Here is a 13,214-nt window from a genome sequence, read left to right on the forward strand (position 1 = left end):
TGTCAAGTGGGCAACCCGGGAGGCCTCGCGATCCGTCAAGACAGCATGAGTCGCCTGGTGCTCGTCCTCGTCCTATTGGTGGCTGCCTGTGGAGGAGGGACCGCGGGAACGGGCTTGGCGGGGAAGGTCTTCCACTCCACGTCCGTCACCGAGCAGGGCAAGCCGCGCGCGCTCGTCGACGGGACGAGGGTGCGGCTGACGTTCACCGAGGACGGCAGGCTCTTCGCCCACGCCGGCTGCAACCAGATGCAGAGTCCCGTGTCGTTGGACGACGGCAAGCTGTCGGTGTCGGAGCTCGACATGACCGCGATGGGGTGCCCCGGTCCTGGCCGGTACGCCCAGGACGAGTGGCTCTCGAACTTCCTGAGCGCCACGCCGTCCTGGCGGATGGACGGCGCGAACCTCGTCGTCACCGGCGCGGACGCGGAGATCGTGCTCGCGCCCGAGGTGCCCGCGGCGCTCGAAGGTGGCAAGTGGACGGTCGACACGCTGGTCGCCGGTGACACCGCGTCGTCGGTGCCGGGCGGAGTCGTTGCGACGCTGGCGTTCCAGGACGGCCGCGTCGAGGTGTCCGCCGGGTGCAACTCCGGCTCCGCGGGATATCGGGTGCAGGGTGCCGAGATCACGTTCGACCAGCTGGTCCTGACGGACAAGGCGTGTGGACCGGACGAGATGGCCGTCGAAAAGGCTGTGGCAGAGGCACTTCGCGGCCAGTCGAAGTTCACAGTGGACGGTCAGGCGCTGGCGCTCACGAATGCCGCCGGCGACGGCGTGAGGCTGGAGAAGGAACGCTGACCTGGGAACCTAAGGACTTGCTGTGCGAATCCTGTCGAAATCATGAGGTCGTTCAAATCTGCACTAGCTTTGGTTCGGAATTGAACGACCAGCTGGACGACAGGATCGGGGAACAGGAACCATGCTCAAGGACGTGACCGCGCTCATCGGCCGCATCGCCATCGGTGTCATCTTCATCGCCCACGGCTGGCAGAAGTTCACCGAGTTCGGCATGGCGGGCACGGCCGGTTCGTTCGACAAGATGGGCGTGCCGCTCCCGACGCTGTCCGCGTGGTTCGCCGCGTCCGTCGAGCTCGTCGGCGGTGTCCTGCTGATCGCCGGCGTCGCGCTGCCGGTCGTCGGTGTGCTGCTCGCCCTCGACATGATCGGCGCCTGGGTCCTCGTCCACCTGCCCAACGGCCTCATCGGCGAGGGCGGTTCCGAGCTGGTGATCGCCCTCGGCGCGGCCGCGCTCGTGCTCGGCTTCAACGGTGGCGCCTACGCGCTGGACCGCGTGCTGTTCAAGAACAACAAGGTGCTCAACCCCGCGGCGGTGTGATCTCCTGCGTGACCTTCTCTGCGTCCCGGCGCGCGGCCAACCGGCCCGCGTCGGGATTGCTGACCTGCACGATCGACCCGCCGGCCGCGAGCACCGCGAGGAAACCCTCCAGCACCGCTGTCGCCGAGTCCCACTCCACAGTGGACAGCACGCGCGGTTCGCCGCCCAGCTTCGCGCCGAGCTCGCGCGCCGCCGCCACCACATCGTCCACAGTGGACTCGCCGAGGGCGGGTGCCGAGCCGGGAACCGGTTCCCACGGCAGGAAGTCGTCGCCGTGCACGCGCACGTCGTCGGAGTAGTCGACCGGGGCACCGGACCCGAGTCCCAGCGGGTGCAGCGACGCCACGGCCACGACGTCCGCGTCCGCCGTGCCACCCGGCGGCACGATCGCCACCTTCGCGGCGCCGGAACCCGCGCCGACCACGACACGGGTACCGCACCACCATGCGCCCAGCAGCACGCCCACGGTCTGCCAGTGCGCCGGCAGCAGCACGGCCACCGTGTCGCCCGGCTCGACGTCGTGCTCGTCACGCAGCCAGTTCGCCGTCTTCGCGGCCCAGTTCTTCACCGTCGCGCGGGACAGTTCGACCCGCGAGCCCGTCGCGTCGTCGTAGTGCGTGATCAGCGGACGGCCGGAGTCGGCCTTCAGCAGGGGCGTGAAGAGGATCTCGGTCACGCTCACGCGGTCACTCCTAGTCGACGCAGGGCACATCCTGGCGGGCTGCCGCGACGGCGGGGAGGCCGTCCAGCGAGAGCAGCTTCCCAGGGCCGAACCGCGCGGGCGACGTGGGGGTCGTCGAGGACGGCACTGGCTTGGGCGTCTCGCCGATCAGCTGCGCCACCCACGCCTTGACCGCGTCCCGGTCGACCGTGACCACGCTCTGGCCGCGTTCGTTGCGGGCGTCGATGTTCGTCACCGGGATCGTGGCGAACTCCACGTTGCCCGACGCGAGGCCCTGGGCCTGCGTCGCCAGCGTCGCGAGGTCGAGCTTCTCGTCCACCACGACGGACTTCGACACGGCGTCCAGCAGTCCGTTCATCTTCGTCGGATCGGTGAACGTGCCCGCGGACAGCAGCTGCTTCATCGCCTGCGACATGAACACCTGCTGCCGCGCGATGCGACCGAGGTCACCGCCCGGCATGTTCCGCTGCCGCACGAACGACAGCGCGTCACCGCCCGAGATCGTCTGCGGGCCCGCGCGGAAGTTCGCGCCGGAGTTGGGGTCCGACGTGCCCGCCTTCAGGCACACCTGCACGCCGCCGATCACCTCGGTCAGCAGGTAGAAGCCGTAGAGGTTGATCTCCGCGTAGTGGTCGACGCGCATCCCGGTGAGGTCCTGCACGGCCTGCACCAGCGCCTTGCGGCCAGCCTCGTCGGACTTGAGCTCGCGCTCGGCCTGGTCGGTCACGCCCTCGGCCTGGAGCCGTTCGGCCGTGAGGTACTTCACGGCGCCGTACGCGGAGTTGATCTTGTCCTCGCGGTAGCCGGCGATCGGGACGTAGGTGTCGCGCGGGATGGAGATCGCGCTCGCCTTGCCGCCGTTGCGCGGGATCCGCATCACGATGATCGTGTCCGTGTTCACCGTGTCGGTGCCCTCGGTGCGCAGCTTGCGCAGCACGTCCGCGGGAAGCGGCCTGCCCTGGGCGTCCGTCCTGCTGTCGCTGCCCACCAGCAGGACGTCGACCGCGCCGTCCTCGACGGGCGGCGAGTTCGGGATGTCCTCCAGGACCTCGAGGATCTGCGTGGTGTTGGTGTTCTGCTTCACCAGCCGCAGCGCCGTCCAGAAGTAGCCGGAGAACACCAGGGTCGCCACGGCGACGAGCGCGACGGCCGTCCGGCCGGCGACCAGGGCGGTCTTCTTCGCGCGTGCGGCGGCGCTCACTGTCGGTCCTCCAGGTGCTGAATCTGCTCTCTCAGCGTAACTATCGGAGGGCCGTTACGCCGGGATTTCAGTTCACGCAGACCAGTCCACCCGCCGTGATCGGCGGAGTGCTGCTCGTGACCGGAGCGGACGGGGTGCCCGGCGCGTTCTGCGGGTCCACGTCCTCGGTGTCGTCCAACGGCCGGTAGTCCGTCCCGACGTACACCTGCACCTGTCCCTTTTGGACGGACGCGCTCTCCTCGACCGCGACGTCGGCGCCGAGCTCCGCCGCGACCTTGCGCGCCGAGCCCTCCTCGCCGGCCGCGTACCGCACGACCGTGGTGTCGCTGGCCGGCGCCGAGCCCACCTGACCGCGCTGGAAACCCTTGGTGGACAGCGTGGTCATCACCTGGGTCGCGAGCCCCTGGACGTTCGCCGCGTTGAACACCTGCACGGTGATCGACGACGCCGGGGGAGCGGGCGGAGTGGTCGTCGTCACCGTCGCCGAGCCGCTCGTCCTGGGCTTCTCCGCGGCGAGGGTGGTGAGGAACTTGCGCACCTCGGCCTGGTTCACCGGCAGCACGTTGCCGTCGCTGTAGGTGTCCGTCGGCTCACCGACGGGGATGGTCTTGAACTCGAAGTTGCCGCCCACCAGGCCCTGCATCTGCTCGGCGAACGTCGTGATGTCCCAGCCGGAGCTGAGGATCACGGACTTCTGCACGGCCTCGACGAGCCCGTTGAGCTTCGACGAGTCGGTCAGCGTGCCGGTCGACAGCACCTTCTTCGCCAGCGCCCCGATGAACACCTGCTGCCGCACGATGCGGTCGAGGTCGCCGCCGGGCAGGTTCTTGCGCTGGCGCACGAACGACAGCGCCCGCGCGCCCTCGATCATCTGCGCGCCCGCCTGGAAGTCCGCTCCCGAGTCGGTGTCGGAGGTGGGTTCCTTCACGCACACCTCGACGCCGCCGATGGCCTTGGTGACCTCGTAGAAGCTTGCCAGGTTGACCTCGGCGTAGCGGTCGATCCTGACCTGGTTGCCGGACAGGCCCTCGATCGTCTTGATCAACGTCTTGCGGCCGGCGGCCATCGACTCGGTGCGGATGCGCTGCTCGTCCGTCACGCCCTGTGACCGCAGCTCCTGGTCGACGGTGTTGCGCTGGCGGGCGAAGGCCGAGTTGATCTTGTGCTTGCCGAACCCGTCCGCGATCTCGACGTAGGAGTCGCGGGGGAACGAGATGGCGACGGCGCGCGTGCCGTCGACCGGGATGTGCACGAGGATCATGGTGTCGGTGTTCTGCTCGCCGTCGGCGATGCCGCCGTTGAGCATGGCCAGCACCTCGTCCGACAGCGGGTTGCCCTGCGCGTCCGTGCGGCTGTCCATGCCGACGAGGAGGATGTCGACCGCGCCGTCGAGCGGCTTGGGGCCCTGCTTGGTGAGCTCGTCGGAGATGACCTCGGTCTTCACGATCCCGTCGTTGGCGGACCGCAGCTTGACCCACCCGTACGACGTGACGAGGAGCACAGCCACGGAGACCAGCGAGACGAAGATCTTCCCGGTCACCAGGAACGCGCGGAAAGACGCCGACGGCCGGGCGCCGACCACCCTGACCGGCTGGCTTCTGCCTTCCACCGCCGTTTCCTCCCCCACCACACCGAGTTTAGTCGTTTATAAGACAAACGACGTGACATTGCTGTGGGTTGCAGCGATTACCCACGTGACAGACTGCGAGCGGGGAACACCACAGGAGGAAAAGGCATGCGTGTACTGGTGACAGGTGGGGCCGGGTTCATCGGCTCGCACTACGTGCGGGAGTTGGTGAGCGGGTCCTACCCGGCGTTCGCCGGTGCCGAAGTGGTGGTGCTCGACAAGCTCACCTACGCGGGCAGCGAGACCAACCTCGCGGCCGTCGCGGGCAAGTTCGAGTTCGTGCAGGGCGACATCTGCGACGCGGCCGTGGTCGAGGAGCAGATGAAGGGCGTCGACGTCGTCGTGCACTTCGCCGCCGAGTCGCACGTCGACCGGTCCATCACGGGGTCCGCGGACTTCGTGCTGACCAACGTCCTCGGCACGCAGACCCTCCTGCAGGGCGCGCTCAACTCGGGCGTCGGGCGGTTCGTCCACGTCTCCACCGACGAGGTCTACGGCTCGATCGAGGACGGATCGTGGTCGGAGGACCACGTCCTGGAGCCGAACTCGCCGTACTCGGCGTCGAAGGCCTCCTCCGACCTGCTCGCGCGCGCGTTCCACCGCACCCACGGGCTGCCCGTCAGCATCACGCGGTGTTCGAACAACTACGGGCCGTACCAGTTCCCGGAGAAGGTCATCCCGCTGTTCGTCACCAACCTGATCGACGGCGAGAAGGTCCCGCTCTACGGCGACGGCCTGAACGTCCGCGACTGGCTGCACGTGGACGACCACTGCCGCGGCATCCAGCTCGTCGCCGAGGGCGGCAGGCCCGGTGAGATCTACAACATCGGCGGCGGCACCGAGCTCACCAACCGCGAGCTGACCGAGCGGCTGCTGGCCGCCACGGGGCGTGACTGGTCGTTCGTCGAGCCGTGGGAGGACCGCAAGGGCCACGACCGCCGCTACTCGGTCGACATCTCCAAGATCGCCTCGGAGCTGGGCTACGCGCCGAGGGTCGACTTCGCCGTCGGCCTCGCGGACACCGTCGAGTGGTACCGCGAGAACCGCGCCTGGTGGGAGCCGCTCAAGGAGCGCGCCCGGCTGGCGAAGGGCTGAGCGTTGATCCTCGTTCCCGGTGGTCGCGGCCAGCTCGGCCACGACCTCGCCGCACTGTCCCCCGACGTCCGCGCGGTGTCCTCCGCCGAGCTGGACGTGACCTCGGTGACCGCCGCGGACCTCGCCGGCGCCACCGCGGTCGTCAACTGCGCCGCCTACACCGCCGTGGACGCGGCCGAGACCGACGAGGACCGCGCGTTCGCGGTCAACGCCGTCGGTCCCGGCCTGCTGGCCGAGGCGTGCGCGTCCGCGGGCGTTCCGCTGATCCACGTCTCCACCGACTACGTGTTCTCCGGTGACGCGGTACGGCCGTACGAGCCGTCCGATCCAGTCGGCCCGAAGACCGCCTACGGCCGCACGAAGCTCGAAGGCGAACGCCGCGTGCTGGAGGCGGGTGGCTGGGTCGTGCGGACGGCGTGGGTCTACGGCGTGCACGGCTCGAACTTCGTGAAGACCATGGCGGCACTGGAGTCCTCGAAGCCGTCTCTGTCCGTTGTGGACGACCAGACGGGCTCGCCGACGTGGTCGCACGACCTGGCGGCCGGGCTCCTCGAACTGGCCTCGGTGCTGCCCGAGCAGCGGCTGCTGCACGCGACCGGCGGCGGCGAGACGACGTGGTTCGGGTTCGCGAGGGCCGTCTTCGAGGAACTGGGTGCCGATCCGGACCGCGTGCGGCCCTGCACCACGGCCGAGTTCCCGCGCCCGGCACCGCGTCCCGCCTACTCGGTGTTGTCCGGCGAAGCTTGGGCAGCAGCGGGACTGCGCCCGTTGCCGCACTGGCGCGACGCCCTGACGGCCGCTTTCCGGGCGGGAGTGGTCGCTCCCCGTACGGGTGCTGCGCCATTGGGGTGACCGGTCTGGCACGGTCGTCCCAGGTGCGGCAGCCTGGTCGGCATGTTCGATTCCGGGCGCGATGATCGGCGGCCCGCGACAACGGATTCCGACCGGCAGCGCTTCCTGAAGTGCGCCGCTGTTGTCACGGGCTCGCGACAGGTGTCGCTGAGCCAGCTCGACAAGCAGTCGCCGAGGCCGCACGCCCGGTGAGACCGCTGGGGCGTCAGGTCTTCCTGACGCCCTGCACCGGCTTCACGCCCTGCTGAGCCGGTACGCCTCGACCGTCTTCTCCGCGCACCGCCGCCAGGTGAACCCGGCCGCGTGCGCCCGTCGTTCGGACTGCGCCTCCGGGGTCCCCGGAGCTGCGACGGCCTGCGCCAGCCCGTCGGCCAGCGCCTCGACGTCACCCACCGGCACGTGCAACGCGTGGCCGCCGGCCACCTCGCGCAACGCCGGCACGTCCGAGCACACCACGGGAACGTTGCAGGCCAGCGCTTCCAGCACCGGCAGGCCGAAGCCCTCGTCCCGCGACGGCAGCACCAGCGCCGTGGCGCCGGCGACGACCGACCGCAGGTGCACGTCCGACAGGTACCCGGTCCGCAGCACCCGACCGTCCACACCGGACCGGCCGGGGCCCACGAGCACCAGCGGCGGCAGTGAGGGGTCGGACGCGTGCGCCTTGATCAGGTACTCGAGGCCCTTGCGCGGCCCGTTGGCGCCGACGAACAGCAGGTACTCCGACGGCAGCCCGAGCCGTCCGCGCAACGTCGGCGACGGCGGCCGCGAGGCGAACCACGCGGGGTCCACGCCGAGCGGCGTCACGACGATCTTCTCCAGCGGCACCGAGAACCGGTCGGCCACCACGGTCGCGACGGCCGCGGTCGGCGTGCAGATCACGTCCGCCCGCTGCGCCGACAGCCGCACGAGCTCCGGGAGCCGGCGGTCGGACGGCGGCAGGTCGCCGGGCGCGTCCAGGAACGCCAGGTCGTGGATCGTCACGACCTTCCCCGCCCGCAACGTCGGCGGCAGCACGAAGTTCGTGCCGTGCATCACGTTCGAGAAGCCCGTCAGGAACTCGACGGGCGGGAACGGGGCGCGCAGCCACATCGCCCGCAGCGCCCGTGCCGCGACGGGCAGGCCTCGCGCCGTGACGTCGTGCGGCAGCACCGTCCGCAACGCGCGCCAGCCGCGCAACGTGAAGGCGACCGCCCGCACGTCGACCTCGCCGGGCATGGAGGCCAGCTCTTCGGCCAGTGCCGCCGTGTAGCGGCCGATCCCGGTCCGGTGACCGAGCAGGGGGGTGCCGTCCAGCAGCACCGAGAGGGGTTTCGGGGATCTCGCCATCTACCTGCCACCACGCGCGATCTTGCGCAGGCGCCCCGACGCCCGCTTGGCCAACTCGGTCGGGCCGCCCGCGTCCAGGTACTCGCGCACCAGCCGCAGGTCCCGCTTCACCTTGTCCGTCGTGCTCAGCCCCGGCGTGCGCACCATGGGGGCAGAGCCGGACAGACGGTCCGCGGCGGGCCTGGGGTTGCGGCAGAACTCCGCCAGCGGCGCGAGCGCCGTCTCCCAGGTGAACCGCTCACGGACGACGGCGATGCGCTCGCGGCACGACGCCGCGAACTCCTCGTCGTAGAGCACCTTCTCCAGCGCGTCGGCCAGTACCTCCGGGTCCTCCGGCGGCACGACGACGCCCAGTCCTTCCCGCTGCACCAGGTCCGCGAACGAGTCGCCGGACGTGGTGACGATCGGCAGCCCCGCCCACAGGTAGTCGAGCACCCGCGTGCGGAACGCGAACGTGGTCTCCACGTGCTCGTAGTGCGTGGTGACGCCGCAGTTCGCGTCGAGCAGCCAGTTCTGCCGCTCGGTGTAGGGCACCCACCCGTCGTTGAAGAACACGTTCTCGCCGGTCAGCCCCAGCGACGCGGCGAGCGAGCGCGTCTGGCCGGCGATGTCCATGTCCGGGACCTCGGGGTTCGGGTGCTTCATCCCGAGGAAGTACAGCTTCGCGGACGGCTGCCGCTGCCGCAGGTGGTCCATCGCCCTGATCAACGACAGCGGGTCGAACCACGAGTAGACGCCGCCGGCCCAGATCACGACCTTGTCGGAGTCCTCGACACCGGGGACCACGCCCTTGATCGCGGGACCGGTGCGCTGCGGCGGTTTGCCCGACAGTCCGAAGGGGACGATCCCGAGCAGCGACTGCGTGGTCGGGTCGTTGTCGTACAGCGTCGGCGTCAACCGGCCCAGCGCGGCCAGGTGGCCGAGCCAGAAGTGCCGCTGGCGTTCGGACGCGCACAGGAAGAAGTCGCCGCGCTCCAGCTGGTTCGTCAGCACGCGCGTGACGCTCTTCAGGTCGGCGGCGCGCTTCTCGTCGCTGTCGTCCTTGCCCTGCTCCAGCAGCTCCAGGTGCATCGGGTCGTAGATGTCGCAGACCACGATCTTGGTGCTGCCCGGCTGCTTGAGCTCCGAAGCCATCTCCAGCGCGTGGCCCTGCAACACGATCACGTCCGCCCACCGGACGTTCTCCGGCAGCTGCTTGAGCTTGACGCCCTCGATGGTGAACGGCGCGTCCGGCGGGTCGCACAACGGGTTCGTCGTGATCAGCCGGACCTCGTGCTCGCCGGACAGCACGTCCGCCATGTGCCACGCGCGGATCGCCGGGCCCGCCATGCGCTCGGAGATCGCGTCCCCGGTGATCACCAGGATCTTGCGCGGCTTGCCGAACACCTCGTCGATGCCGAGCGCCTCGACCAGGATGTCGTGCGCCACGAGGTAGCGCGGGATGTCGTACGCGGGCTCCAGCGCCTTGCGCATCAACGGGACCAGGTCGACGTCGGACATCCGCCGCGAGGCCTGCTCGACGCGGCGGGACTCGGCGAGCTTCGGCATCATCTCGACGAACTGGTCGATCGCGAGGAAGCCGGCGAGCGACTGCCGGGGGATCTCCGCGGGCCTGCGGTCGTCGGCGGGGTCGGCCGGGCGGCGGGTGATCTCCAGCTGCCTCGCGTCGATCTCGCCGCGCGCGGTCGCCCTGCGCACCACGAGCGCCAGGGCGGCCGGCAGCACGCGGGCCAGGGTCTCGTCGGAGAAGTTCTTGTAGAGCGTCGCCAGCGCGTTGCGCTCCAGCAGGTACAGCTCGCGGCTGTGGTCGATCGAGCTCATCGACGCGTGGTGGCGGTGGAACGTGAGCGACGCGGGCTCGTAGCGGACGCGCCAGCCGCGCAGGTTCATCCGCCAGCCGAGGTCGACGTCCTCGTAGAACATGAAGAACCGCTCGTCGAACCCGCCGAGCTCGCGGTAGAGCTCCGCGCGCACGAACAGCGCCGAGCCCGTGCCGAACAGCACGTCGCGCGGGGCGTCGTGGCTGCCGTCGTCGACCGTGCCGACGTGGCGCTTGTAGCCCATACCGAACCAGGTCAGGCCGCCGTCGACGAAGTCGATCTTCTCGCCGTCCCAGTCGAGCACCTTGCTCGCGACCGCGCCGACCGACGGTTCCGCGTGGAAGACCCTGATCGCGGTCTTGATCCAGTCGCGGTCTGCACGGGCGTCGTTGTTGAGGAACGCGAGCACGTCACCCGTGGCGTGCTCGACGCCGAGGTTGCAGCCGCCCGCGAAGCCGAGGTTCCGGTCGTCGGTGACGATCTTGACGCCGGGCTGCCCGCCCAGCTCCTGCCTGAGCCGTGCGGTGTCGTGCGCCTCGTTGTCGACGACGACCACCTGGAGCAGCTCGGCCGGGTAGTCCACCTCGGCCAGGCCGCGCACGCAGGTGATGGTGTCCTCGGCGCCGCGGTAGTTGACGACGACGACGGAGACGGCGGGCAGTGATGCTCGATCCACGCGCTAAGCCTGCCTCATCACTCTGCGCGCCCGCAGTGTGGTTGCACAGATCAGGAGCAACAGGACGCCGAGCGGCACGCCGAAGACCCACTCGGCGGACCAGTCGTTGCGGTCGGCGAGCAGCGGGCGCATCACCGGGTGGCGCAGCACGGTCGCCGGACCAGGCAGCATCTTCTTCTCCTGCTCGCCCGGCACCACGATCCGCAGCTCGGCGCCGTCGGGGCAGCTGACGCGGTGGACGAACGCGGGGTTGTCCGGTCCGGGCACGTCCTCGACGCCGCGGATGACGCACGTCTGCGGTGTGGCGAGCACGTCCATCAACGCGCGGTGACCGTCGCTCACGAGCACGGCGGTGCCGGGGACAACGACCATGAGGGCGGGGAGCACGAGCCACGGCGGGCCGAGCTCGCCGACGCCCCACGCGAACGCGAGCGAGCCGAGGCAGCACGGGGCCAGCACCGCGAGCTGGTACCGCTCGGGCACGACGGCGCCCAGCACGACCGCGGCGGCGATCGCGGCGAGCCCCGCGGCGATGAGCGCGACGGGCCGCCTCACGGCTGCTTCCCGAGCAGCCGGGCGACCGGAACCATGAGAGTCATCGCTCCGGGGACGCGCGTGACCGGCCGCGGGTTGCGGCCGGTCGGTCAGCGACCCGCCCAGTCCTGCCAGACGCGGCCGCGCGGGGTCTTCGTCGTGATGGTGAGCCGCTGGACGAGGGTGGCGGGAAGCCGGAGGAGCACCTCCGCGAGCACCTGGGCGCGCAGGCCGAGGCGGAAGTTGGCGGCCTGCGGGGCGTTCTTGCGGAACGGCAGCAGCGCCGTGATCGCCGCGAACCGGGCCAGCTGAGCGAAGGCGACCCGCGCCGGGGCGCAGCGCAGGAGCATGAGCAGCCGGTTGCGCTCGTTCCAGCGGTGGAAGAGCCGGGAGCCGGGACGCGTGCTGGCGCCGTGGCGGTGGCGGACCCGCGCCGGTCCGACGGAGATCACCCGGTGCCCGGCCAGCCGCAGCCGCCAGGCCGTGTCGGTGTCCTCGTAGTAGCAGAAGAAGCTCGCCGGGACCCCGCCGGCGGCCTTCAGCTCGGCGGTCCTGAGCAGTGCCGCGCCGCCGCAGAACCCGAACACCTCGCGGCCCGCCAGCACGACGTCCCTGCCGTGGCCGTCCGCGGTCAGCGCCACGCCGACGGACTGCGTCGAGCCGTCCGTCAGCAGGATCGACGACGTGGCGGCGGCCGCGCCGGGGTCCTTCGCGAGAGCGCTCTCCAGCTCTGTCAGCCAGGACGGGTCCGGGACCGCGTCGTCGTTGAGCCACGCGACGTACGGGGTGTCGACGGCGTCCAGCACGGCGGCGAGACCGCCGGCGTACCCGCGGTTCCTCGGCAGCCTGACGACCTCGTGCCCGCTGATCAGCGCGGCCGTGCCGTCGTCGGACGCGTTGTCGACGACGATCGTCCTGTGTGGACTCTTCTGGGCCTTGAGGGCGTCCAGGCACGCCGTGATGTGGTCACGGCCCCGCCACGTCACGACCACCACGGTGCTGAGTGCCGACACGGCGTGAGACGGTACGCGACGTGCCCGAGCTAGTAGTGCTGACCGAGCAACTCAACGCGCCGGTCCCCGGTGGTACCGGCCGCTACACCGCGGAGTTGTTCCAGGCGTTGGCCGGGACCGCCCCCGAGGGCTGGTCCGTGGTCTCCGCGGCCACCGCGAACGCCGACCGCGTGCTCAGGCTGCCCCGGCGGGCGCTGGTGGCGTTGTGGGAGCGCGGACTCCCGCCCCGGCTCGGACCGCACGTCCACGCCCCGACGCCGCTCGCGCCGTTGCCCGGCGCCGTGGTGACCGTGCACGACGTGGTGCCGTGGACGCACCCCGAGACGTTGACGCCGCGTGGTGTGGCGTGGCACCGCAAGGTGATCGCCCGTGCCGCGCTGGATGCCCGCGCGTTGGTGGTGCCGACCAGAGCTGTCGCGTCTCAGTTGGAAGAACGCGTCCGCGTCGAGGTCCCGGTGCACGTGGTGCCGAACGGCGTGACGCGGCTAGTCGGCCCGCCGCCGGAGGACCTCGCACCCGGTTACGTGCTCGCGATCGGCACGATCGAGCCGCGCAAGGGCTTCGAACTGCTGGTGCGGGCGACCGAACGGCTCCGGGTGCCGCTGGTCGTCGTCGGCCCGCAGGGGTGGGGCGGGATCTCGCTGAGCGCGCCGCACGTGACGTTGCTGGGCAGGGTTTCCGACGCGCGGCTGGCGTCCGTGCTGGCCGGGGCGTCCGTGCTGGCCGCGCCGAGCCTCGCCGAGGGGTTCGGGCTGCAGGTGCTGGAGGCGATGGCCGCGGGCGTGCCCGTGGTGCACTCCGACGACCCCGCTCTGGTGGAGGTCGCGGGCGGCGCGGGCACGGTCGTGCGCAGGGGTGACCTGGCGTCGTTGACGGAAGGTCTGAGGGCCGTGCTGGCCGATCGAGATCACACCGTGGCGGCCGGGATCACCCGCGCGAGTGAGTTCACCTGGGAAAAGACGGCGGAGGGTGTCTGGGGCGCCCATGCTGTACAGCCGGATTAGCGCATTCCCTCTTAACGCTTTCGCAAATGACATTACGCTAGCTGATCGTGT

Annotated in this window: 12 protein-coding genes; 5 read left to right on the forward strand and 7 right to left on the reverse strand. The window is 70.6% G+C overall.

Features of this window, described 5'->3' with window-relative positions; genetic code table 11:
* Nucleotides 1-114: 114 nt before the first annotated feature.
* Nucleotides 115-795: an META domain-containing protein gene (locus VF330_RS04935; protein ID WP_330850280.1), complete on the forward strand. Its 681-nt coding sequence runs from the start codon at nucleotides 115-117 to the stop codon at nucleotides 793-795.
* Between the two features lie 121 nt (nucleotides 796-916).
* On the forward strand, nucleotides 917-1,333 hold the full coding sequence (locus VF330_RS04940) for a DoxX family protein (protein ID WP_330850281.1): 417 nt from the start codon (nucleotides 917-919) through the stop codon (nucleotides 1,331-1,333).
* On the opposite strand, the gene VF330_RS04945 is transcribed toward VF330_RS04940, so the two are convergent.
* The 3 genes from VF330_RS04945 to VF330_RS04955 form a co-directional block, all read right to left on the reverse strand.
* Complete coding sequence (locus VF330_RS04945) at nucleotides 1,314-2,015, reverse strand: TIGR03089 family protein (protein WP_330850282.1); 702 nt, start codon at nucleotides 2,013-2,015, stop codon at nucleotides 1,314-1,316. The two genes, VF330_RS04940 and VF330_RS04945, sit on opposite strands and share 20 nt — an antisense overlap.
* Nucleotides 2,016-2,025: 10 nt before the next feature.
* On the reverse strand, nucleotides 2,026-3,216 hold the full coding sequence (locus VF330_RS04950; RefSeq protein ID WP_330850283.1) for an LCP family protein: 1,191 nt from the start codon (nucleotides 3,214-3,216) through the stop codon (nucleotides 2,026-2,028).
* A 67-nt stretch (nucleotides 3,217-3,283) separates the two neighbouring features.
* The gene (locus VF330_RS04955) at nucleotides 3,284-4,825 is read right to left on the reverse strand and encodes an LCP family protein (RefSeq protein WP_330850284.1); all 1,542 of its coding nucleotides are present in this window, start codon (nucleotides 4,823-4,825) and stop codon (nucleotides 3,284-3,286) included.
* A gap of 126 nt (nucleotides 4,826-4,951) precedes the next feature.
* On the opposite strand from VF330_RS04955, the gene rfbB reads away from it, so the two are divergent.
* On the forward strand, nucleotides 4,952-5,938 hold the full coding sequence (gene rfbB, locus VF330_RS04960) for a dTDP-glucose 4,6-dehydratase (RefSeq protein ID WP_330850285.1): 987 nt from the start codon (nucleotides 4,952-4,954) through the stop codon (nucleotides 5,936-5,938).
* A 3-nt stretch (nucleotides 5,939-5,941) separates the two neighbouring features.
* Nucleotides 5,942-6,790 (forward strand): dTDP-4-dehydrorhamnose reductase, encoded by an 849-nt coding sequence (gene rfbD / locus VF330_RS04965; RefSeq protein ID WP_330850286.1) that lies wholly within the window; start codon nucleotides 5,942-5,944, stop codon nucleotides 6,788-6,790.
* Nucleotides 6,791-7,024: 234 nt separating this feature from the next.
* Here the strand turns inward: rfbD and VF330_RS04970 are convergent, their stop codons facing one another.
* The 4 genes from VF330_RS04970 to VF330_RS04985 all read right to left on the reverse strand — a co-directional run bounded on the left by VF330_RS04970 (nucleotide 7,025) and on the right by VF330_RS04985 (nucleotide 12,159).
* On the reverse strand, nucleotides 7,025-8,116 hold the full coding sequence (locus VF330_RS04970; RefSeq protein ID WP_330850287.1) for a glycosyltransferase family 1 protein: 1,092 nt from the start codon (nucleotides 8,114-8,116) through the stop codon (nucleotides 7,025-7,027).
* Nucleotides 8,117-10,612 (reverse strand): glycosyltransferase, encoded by a 2,496-nt coding sequence (locus VF330_RS04975; RefSeq protein WP_330850288.1) that lies wholly within the window; start codon nucleotides 10,610-10,612, stop codon nucleotides 8,117-8,119.
* A gap of 3 nt (nucleotides 10,613-10,615) precedes the next feature.
* Complete coding sequence (locus VF330_RS04980) at nucleotides 10,616-11,167, reverse strand: hypothetical protein (protein ID WP_330850289.1); 552 nt, start codon at nucleotides 11,165-11,167, stop codon at nucleotides 10,616-10,618.
* A gap of 89 nt (nucleotides 11,168-11,256) precedes the next feature.
* Nucleotides 11,257-12,159, reverse strand: a complete 903-nt coding sequence (locus VF330_RS04985) for a glycosyltransferase family 2 protein (protein WP_330850290.1) — start codon at nucleotides 12,157-12,159, stop codon at nucleotides 11,257-11,259.
* A 20-nt stretch (nucleotides 12,160-12,179) separates the two neighbouring features.
* Between VF330_RS04985 and VF330_RS04990 the strand changes: the two genes are divergently transcribed.
* The gene (locus VF330_RS04990; protein WP_330850291.1) at nucleotides 12,180-13,163 is read left to right on the forward strand and encodes a glycosyltransferase family 1 protein; all 984 of its coding nucleotides are present in this window, start codon (nucleotides 12,180-12,182) and stop codon (nucleotides 13,161-13,163) included.
* Nucleotides 13,164-13,214 lie beyond the last annotated feature (51 nt).

This window comes from Lentzea sp. (genome assembly GCF_036380075.1).
Lineage (GTDB): Bacteria > Actinomycetota > Actinomycetes > Mycobacteriales > Pseudonocardiaceae > Lentzea.

What these genes read in the sequence shown, in the direction of transcription:
- VF330_RS04940 (WP_330850281.1), top strand. Translation starts at nt 917, where the DNA reads ATGCTCAAGGACGTGACCGCGCTCATCGGCCGCATCGCCATCGGTGTC.
- rfbB (WP_330850285.1), top strand. Translation starts at nt 4,952, where the DNA reads ATGCGTGTACTGGTGACAGGTGGGGCCGGGTTCATCGGCTCGCACTAC.
- VF330_RS04970 (WP_330850287.1), bottom strand. Translation starts at nt 8,116, where the DNA reads ATGGCGAGATCCCCGAAACCCCTCTCGGTGCTGCTGGACGGCACCCCC.